Origin of the sequence: Streptomyces sp. SolWspMP-5a-2, from assembly GCF_900091845.1 — a bacterium.
Taxonomy (GTDB): Bacteria; Actinomycetota; Actinomycetes; order Streptomycetales; family Streptomycetaceae; genus Streptomyces; species Streptomyces doudnae.
The window spans coordinates 1-7241 of sequence record NZ_FMCI01000191.1; the positions used below are offsets into that span (position 1 = coordinate 1).

Annotated in this window: 7 protein-coding genes; 4 read left to right on the forward strand and 3 right to left on the reverse strand. The window is 77.0% G+C overall.

From position 1 onward, the window contains the following. Nucleotides 1–1955, reverse strand: a 1955-nt coding sequence (locus tag GA0115242_RS19455) for a sensor histidine kinase (protein ID WP_202555523.1), incomplete at its 3' end; no start/stop codon positions are given. Between the two features lie 306 nt (nucleotides 1956–2261). On the opposite strand from GA0115242_RS19455, the gene GA0115242_RS19460 reads away from it, so the two are divergent. The 3 genes from GA0115242_RS19460 to GA0115242_RS19470 all read left to right on the forward strand — a co-directional run bounded on the left by GA0115242_RS19460 (nucleotide 2262) and on the right by GA0115242_RS19470 (nucleotide 4824). Then, nucleotides 2262–2711 carry a DUF5707 domain-containing protein gene (locus tag GA0115242_RS19460; RefSeq protein WP_093830184.1) on the forward strand — a complete coding sequence of 150 codons (450 nt, stop codon included), beginning with the start codon at nucleotides 2262–2264 and terminating at the stop codon, nucleotides 2709–2711. 79 nt (nucleotides 2712–2790) lie between these two features. Beyond that, nucleotides 2791–3954, forward strand: a complete 1164-nt coding sequence (locus GA0115242_RS19465; protein ID WP_093830185.1) for an FAD-dependent oxidoreductase — start codon at nucleotides 2791–2793, stop codon at nucleotides 3952–3954. Between the two features lie 429 nt (nucleotides 3955–4383). Then, nucleotides 4384–4824 (forward strand): SRPBCC family protein, encoded by a 441-nt coding sequence (locus GA0115242_RS19470; RefSeq protein ID WP_093830187.1) that lies wholly within the window; start codon nucleotides 4384–4386, stop codon nucleotides 4822–4824. 82 nt (nucleotides 4825–4906) lie between these two features. Here GA0115242_RS19470 and GA0115242_RS19475 read toward each other — a convergent pair whose 3' ends face one another. Together GA0115242_RS19475 and GA0115242_RS19480 are read right to left on the reverse strand one after the other, a co-directional pair. Continuing rightward, nucleotides 4907–5572, reverse strand: a complete 666-nt coding sequence (locus GA0115242_RS19475) for an SDR family oxidoreductase (protein ID WP_093830189.1) — start codon at nucleotides 5570–5572, stop codon at nucleotides 4907–4909. Nucleotides 5573–5646: 74 nt separating this feature from the next. Next, nucleotides 5647–6159 carry a MarR family winged helix-turn-helix transcriptional regulator gene (locus GA0115242_RS19480; protein WP_093830191.1) on the reverse strand — a complete coding sequence of 171 codons (513 nt, stop codon included), beginning with the start codon at nucleotides 6157–6159 and terminating at the stop codon, nucleotides 5647–5649. A 191-nt stretch (nucleotides 6160–6350) separates the two neighbouring features. Between GA0115242_RS19480 and GA0115242_RS19485 the strand changes: the two genes are divergently transcribed. Then, on the forward strand, nucleotides 6351–7241 hold an 891-nt coding region (locus GA0115242_RS19485), incomplete at its 3' end, for a serine/threonine-protein kinase (RefSeq protein WP_141721664.1).

Consider the following 7241-nt stretch of genomic DNA (forward strand, 5'->3'; position numbering starts at 1 on the left):
CGGGGACCGCCACCCCGCCCGAGAACGGCGGCGGCGAGGGCAGCGCCCTGAACGACGACGGCGCCGACAGCGAACCGGGGGACCGACCGCGGGGCACGGGCGTGATCCGCGTCCGGGTTCCCGACCCCGACGACGGCGACGCCCTCCGGCAACCCGGGGGCCGCCGACCGCCCGGCACGACCACGATCCCCGTCCGGGGCAGGGGCGCCCGGCTCCCCTTCGACGACGGCGGCGCCCACCCCGGCCCCGGGGTCCGCCCGCCGCCCGCCACGGGCACGACCCGCAGCGGGGCCGGGGGCGCCCGGCCCTCCCTGGGCCCCGCCTTCCGGGGCTTGCCCTCCCTCGGCCCGTCCTCCCGGGGAGCGGCGCCGGGCCCGTGGGTCTCTGACTCCCCGCCACAGGGCGGGAGTCCGGGAGGTGCCGACCGACGGGCGGCGTGGCGCTGGGGCGGGCGGTGCCGGTGTGCGGGCCGCGGTCAGGGCCACCGCCGCGCAGGTGACGAGCGCGCCGAGGGCGGGCGGCAGCAGCACAGGACCGGAGTAGCCGGTCACGGCCATCGCCACCGGCCACAGCGCGGCCAGGGCCAGCAGGACGGCCTGGGCCGCCCGGGGCGCGCGGCGCAGCCACAGCAGGGTGACCGCCTGGGCCGCGGCGAGCAGCGCGAACAGCGCGCCCGCCGAGACCGCCGAACCGGACGACGCGTCGTCGGAGCGCACCAGCAGCACCGGCAGGAGCGGCTGCGCGCACAGGCCGAGGGCGGCGACCACCTGCGCGACCCGGTAGCCGGGCGGCAGGGCCCGGTCGTCCTCGGCCGCCGTGCGGCCCGGCAGGAGCGCGCGCACCTCCCAGCCGCCGTCCGCCGTGGGTCCGGTGCTCAGGGTGCCGCCCGCCTCCCGCGCCCGGGAGCGCAGGAAGCCCTGGCCGCGCCCGCCGCCGAGGCCCGCGCCGTGCGCGGTGACCCCGTCCGGCGGGGCCGCGCTGGTGACGACGACGTCGGTACGGGTGTCGCCGTACCGGCACACCACGGTGGTGGCGGCGCCCTGCGCGTGCCGGGCCACGTTGGTGAGGGCCTCGCGGACGATGCCGAAGACCGCGTCCGCGACGACCCCTTCGGGCAGCGGGTCGATGTCGTCGTCGACCGGCTGGTCGAGTCGGCGGAACCCGGCGACCAGGGACCGCAACCGCTCCTGCGGCGCCGGGAGTTCTTCGCGGGAGGGGGCGGGAGCGCGTACCGCGCCGAGCGCGCGGGTCACCGTGTGCCCGGTCTCGACGGCGAACTCCAGTGCCTGCCGGGCGAGTTCGGGGCGCCGTTCGCCCAGGCCGAGGGCGGCCCCTGCGGTGACGACGACGGCGGTGAGGTGGTGGGCGCTGACGTCGTGCAACTCCCTCTCCATCCGGCGCCGTTCGGCGGCGGGCAGCCGGTGGCGTTCCGACTCGGCCCGTCGCAGGCGCCGTTCGGCGGTGCGGCGCGCGCGTCCGGCCCGCCGGGTCCACAGGCCGGAGCCGCACGCGGTGACGTACAGCAGGGTGGTCAGGACCAGGTCGAGTCCGTCGAGGTCGCGCAGTCCGTGCAGGGTGACGCCCTGGGCGAGTTGCCACAGGGCGAGGGCCGACAGGCACAGCAGCGTGGTGAAGGTGTCGCGTTCGGCGGCCACCGTGAACAGCGCGAGGGCGACCCCGGCGGTGCCGAGCACCGCGTCGCCGCCGACCGGGAGTTGGCCCGCGCCGAGCGCGCACGCGGCGGCGACCAGGACGAGGGCGGCCACGGGCCGGGTGCGCCGCGCGGCCAGCGCGGCGGTGACCGTGCCGCCGACCAGCGCGGCCACCAGGAGCGCGGAGGCGGGCGGCACGGCACCGGCCGCGAGCCGGGCGCCGGGCCACGCGGCGGCCTGGGCGCACAGCAGGAGCAGCGGCAGCGACCGGTCGTCTCGGAGGACACGGGAGAGGGCGTTCATGGTGGATCCAGGCTAGGCGCGGGACCCGGCCGGGCGGCTCGGACCGGGGGCGGAGCCTCGGCGGCCCTCCTCTACCTCTGGTTCGAGACGGCGTTCGTCCGGTCGGCCGAGGACCGGCGGGGGTCCGCCGCCCTAGTGTCGACATCGTCGAAAGGGCGGTCCGCGAAGGCCGCGGCGCTTGCGGCCGGAGAGTCCGGCACGGGACCCGCCGCGTCGCGGACCCGCCCCGGCGACCCCGGCGGGCGCTCTTCTCGTCCGCCGGTCTCTTCCCACCTTCCAGCGTTCCCTGCCCGGAAAGGCACTGCCATGTCCAAGCGCGTTCTCATCACCTCCCTCGTCGGTGTCGCGGTCGTCGGTTCCGTCGCGGGCGGGATGGCCGTCTCCGCCTCCGCCGCGACCGAGTTGGCCGTGGAGGGCGCCGTCGCCCGCTACACCCCCGCGTCCGGCGGGAAGGCGCCGTCCCTCACCTTCACCGCCGACGTGCGCGGCTCCTCCGGCGTCAAGAGCCTCAACGTCGTCGCCTGGCCCAAGAGTTCGAAGCTCGACCCGACCGAGCGGGAGATGGCCGACGTGGACCGGGCGACCTGCAAGAAGGTCAACGCCCAGAAGGCCACCTGCGTCTACGCGCCGCCGATCAGCGAGAAGGAGGCGCGCGAGCTCGCCGAGGGCACCTGGTACGTGTCGGTGCTCGCGACCGCCGGGGACGGCGCCACCCGGTTCGTGCCCCGGGCGGCCTCGTTCGAGGTGACCCGCTGACCCGTCCGGAACCCCGTCGCCCCGCCGGACGTTGGATCACCGGAGGGGCGACGACGGCACCGGAGGGACGGGGAGCGGCGTGAGGACACTGGTCATCGGCGGCGGCATCGCCGGTACGGCGACGGCGCTCGGCCTGCGCCGGGCCGGTCTGGACGTCGAGGTGTACGAGAGCCGTCCGGACGCCGCGCGGGACATCGGCGCGTTCCTGACCCTGGCGAGCAACGGCATGCGGGCGCTGACCCAGCTCGACGCGGCCGGGGCCGTCGGCCGGGCCGGATACCCGCTGACGTCGATGCGGGTGCTGGACGCCGGCGGCGCCGAGATCGCGCACGTGCCGCTGGGCGAGGCGGCCGACCCGGTGCTGCGCTACCGGTGCCTGCGCCGCGGTGAGCTGAGCGCGGTCCTCCGGGCGGAGGCGGTGCGCCGGGGCGTCCCGGTCCGGCACGGCGCCCGGCTCACCGGCGTCGAGCAGGGTCCGGACGGCGTGACCGCGCGCTTCGCCGACGGCACCACCGCCACCGGCGACCTGCTGATCGGCGCCGACGGGCTCAGGTCGGCGGTCCGCGAGGCGCTCGACCCGGGCGTCCGGCCGGTCCACGCGGGCCAGCGGGTCTTCTACGGCTACACGGACACCGCGCCCGCCGCCCCGGGGGACGCGCTGATCACGATGGTCCGCGGCAGCACCGCGGCCTTCGGGTACGCGGTCTCCCCCTTGGGCGAGACGTCCTGGTTCGCGCGGGTCCCCGGTGGCCCGGGGGCCGGTGCCGGTGAGGACACGGCGGCCGACCGGCGGGAGCTGCTGCTGGGGCTGCTGCGCCAGGACCGCACGCCCGCGGCGGGGCTGGTGGAGGCGACGACCGGCGAGCTGATGGTCACCGACGCCACCGAGATCCCCATCGGCACCCGCTGGCGCCACGGCCGCGCTCTGCTGGTCGGGGACGCGGCGCACGCGGCCTCCCCGGCGACCGGGCAGGGTGCCTCGATGGCGCTGGAGGACGCGGTCGTCCTCGCCAAGTGTCTGCGGGACGCGCCGGGTACGGAGGCCGCGCTCGTCCGGTACGAGGCGCTGCGCCGTCCGCGCGTCGAGCACAACGTGACGGCGAGCGGCGCCCTCTCGCGCGGCGGCGCGCCGGGCGCCCGGCGTGACGGCCCGCCACCGCCCCGGCCGGGCGAGGCGGACCTGGTCCGCCACCTGGACTGGACGACCGACCTCTGGGAGACCACCGACGACGCGGGTGCCTAGGGCGTGTCTGACCATGCGCGTCGTTGCCCGGAGGGCGGCCTCGCGGGGTCAGGTGCGTGCTCTCGCCGTGCCGGAGGAGTTCACCGCCGTGCGACGCACCGCGCCGGACACCGCGAGCCGTCCGGCGAACCTCTCCGGTCACGGCACCGGGCCGTGCGGGCCGACGCCGGGAGCGGGGGCACGCGCAACGGCGGCCCGCGTGCGCCGGGGCTCGGCCCGGGGACGTACGGGGACGGATGCGCGGGCCGGGACCCGGCCCCCGCCGGGGACGTGCGCACGGTCCCCGAACGCGGGCCCGCATGGGGGCGGGCGTGCGGGGGCCGTCCCCGTCGGGCGCGGTCCGCGCGGCGCACCGGCGCGGGGGCGGCCATCCGCGTGACAGGACGGCGAACCCTCCGCTGAGCAGCCGCGACTCCCTACGATCGGCACGTGGTCTACTTCCTCCTCGAACGCACCGCGCCGCTCCCTCTCGACGAGGCATGGCGCCGCCTCACCGACTGGCCCCGGCACGGCGAGGTCGTCCCGCTGACCCGGGTCCGGGTCGTCACGCCCGCGCCGACGGGCGAGGGCACCGTCTTCGTGGCCCGCTCGGGCGTGGGACCGCTCGCCTTCGAGGACCCCATGGAGGTGACGGTGTGGCGGCCCCCGGCCGGGGAGACCCCCGGACTGTGCCGACTGGAGAAGCGGGGCCGGGTGGTGACCGGGTGGGCCGAGATCGAGGTGCGGCCGGGGCCGGGCGGGCGCAGCCGGGTGGTGTGGCGGGAGGAGCTGGACGTCCGTCCGCTGCCCGGACTCTTCGACCCGCTGGCCGCGGGGGCGTCCCGGCAGGTGTTCGGACGGGCCGTCAACCGACTGCTGCGGCAGCCCTGACGGACGGCACGGCCCGGCACCCGGGACGGGTGGCACGGGCGGCCCGGCAAAAAACGCCGACAGCCGGGGACGGGCTGCGGGGTCAGGCGCCGATGACGTGCTCGGCCTGTTCGCGGCGGGTGTGCAGGTCCCAGTAGTCGAGGGCGATGTCGTCGGGCGCCCGGTGCGGGACCCCTTCGGGTGCCTGCGCGCCGATCATCAGGTCGATGGCCACGTTGGCCACGTAGACGCCCTGGTCGGCGAGGGTGCGGTGGAGGTTGAGGGCCCAGTTGCGCTGACCGGCCTGGGCGATGTTGACGTCGGCGAGCATCGGGTACGGGCTGATGGCGCCGCCGCCGGTGGTGAACAGCACGGTGCCCGACCGGGCTTCGAGCATCCCGGGGAGCACCGCCCGGACGGCGGCGACCGCGCCGTAGAGGAGGCTGTCGACCTGCGGGCGCAGGGTGTCGGGCGTGACGTCCTCGGGGGCGGTCATGGTCAGGCCCGCGTGCGGCGAGAACTCCAGCACGTCGATCCGCCCGAAGCGGTTTGCGGCGCTGCGCAGCGCGGCGGTGAGCTGGTCCGGGTCGGCGGTGTCGGCGGTGAAGCCCGCGGCGGTGACGCCGGTCCCGGCGAGCCGGGCGACCAGTGCGTCGAGCCGGTCGCGGGAGCGGGCGATCAGGGCTACGTCGTAGCCGTGGCCGCCGAAGACCGTGGCGATGGACAGGCCGAGGCCGGGTCCGGCTCCGACGATGGCGAGGGTGGGCATGGCGAGGCTCCTTGCGGGGGGTACGGGGAGGGTGGAGGACCGGCCGTCGGGCCGGGTGAGGGTGGGGGGCCGGGCTACTCGGCGTGGCCGGGAGGTGCCCAGTCCGTGGGGCGGGGCGCGTCGAGCGCGTCGAGGATGCGCCGGGAGGCGGCGCCGAGCTGGCGCTGCTGCGCCTTGGTGAGCGGGTCGAGGACGAGGCGGCGCACCGCGTCGACGTGGTGGGGGGCCGCGGCGGCGACCTTGCCGGTGCCGTCGTCGGTGAGCTCGGCCAGGGTGACGCGTCCGTCGCGGGGGTCGGGGCGGCGGCGCACCCAGCCGCGCTTCTCCAGGCGGATCACCACGTTCGACAGCCGGGAGAGCGTGCTGCCCGCGTACTGGGCCAGATCGCTCATCCGCAGGGTCCGCTCCGGTGCCATCGACAGGGCGGAGAGCACCACGTACTCGAAGTGGGCGATGCCCGCGTCCTGCTGCATCCGCGCCTCCAAGGCGGCGGGCAGTTGGGTCAACACGTAGGCGAACGCGTACCACTGGCGCTGTTCGTCGGGGTCGAGCCAGCGCGGTCCGGCGCTGTCCTGTGCCTCTTCCATGGCCCCAACATACTCCAAGCGTGAAGTGAAAGCATCGCCGGATCACTTTTAGCTTGAAGTGAATGCGCGGGGCGGCCATCCGGGGTTGAGGGCCGCTTCCCGGGCGGCGGCGGGAGGTTTCCGGCAGGCCCTAGGCTGGTGCGGTGTGCGCGCGCCGTCCGGGCGAGGCAGACGGGGAAGGTGACGGGCTCATGTCGCTGGGCGCCGGCGGGACCGGGTCGACGGGCGGGTGCGTCGGCGACTACACCCTGGTCGACGAACTCGGCAGCGGCGGGATGGGCGTCGTCCACCTGGGGCTCTCCCCCTCCGGACGGCACGTGGCGATCAAGGTCGTGCACCCGCAGTACGCGCGGGACCGGGAGTTCAGGGCGCGCTTCCGGCAGGAGGTGGCGGCGGCCCGGCGGGTCAGCGGCGCGTTCACCGCGCCGGTGGTGGACGCCGACCCGGACGCCGAGCAGCCGTGGATGGCGACCCTGTACGTGCCGGGCCGCACCCTGACCGAGGCGGTCGCGGAGGACGGGCCGCTGACCGGCCGGGCGCTGCGCACGCTGGCCCTCGGCCTGGTCGAGGCGCTGCGGGACATCCACCGGGCGGGCGTGGTGCACCGGGACCTGAAGCCGAGCAACGTCCTGGTCGCCGACGACGGTCCGCGCGTCATCGACTTCGGCATCTCGCGGGCCGCAGACAACGAGGACCTCACGGTCACCGGGCGCCTCATCGGCACCCCGCCGTTCATGTCGCCCGAGCAGTTCGCGGCGCCGCGCGACGTCACGGCCGCCTCGGACGTGTTCTCGCTGGGTTCGGTGCTGGCGTACGCGTCGACCGGCAACCGCCCGTTCGAGGGCGGCAGTCCGTACCTGACCGGGTACCGGGTGATGCACGAGGCCCCGGTCCTCGACGGGGTCCCCGAGCCGCTGCGGGCCGTCGTCGCGCGCTGCCTCGACAAGGACCCGGCGGCCCGGCCCCCGCTCGACGAGGTCCAGGCCATGCTGCTGGCCCTGCCCGAGCGGACGGACGCCGCCGCGCGCCCGGCCCCCGTGTCCGCCGCCGCGCCGACCCCCGCGCCCTCCGGCACCGCGCCG

Bases quoted from the DNA above. Each gene is read 5' to 3' on its own strand.
- GA0115242_RS19480 (WP_093830191.1), bottom strand. From the start codon at position 6,159: ATGGAAGAGGCACAGGACAGCGCCGGACCGCGCTGGCTCGACCCCGAC.
- GA0115242_RS19475 (WP_093830189.1), bottom strand. From the start codon at position 5,572: ATGCCCACCCTCGCCATCGTCGGAGCCGGACCCGGCCTCGGCCTGTCC.
- GA0115242_RS19460 (WP_093830184.1), top strand. From the start codon at position 2,262: ATGTCCAAGCGCGTTCTCATCACCTCCCTCGTCGGTGTCGCGGTCGTC.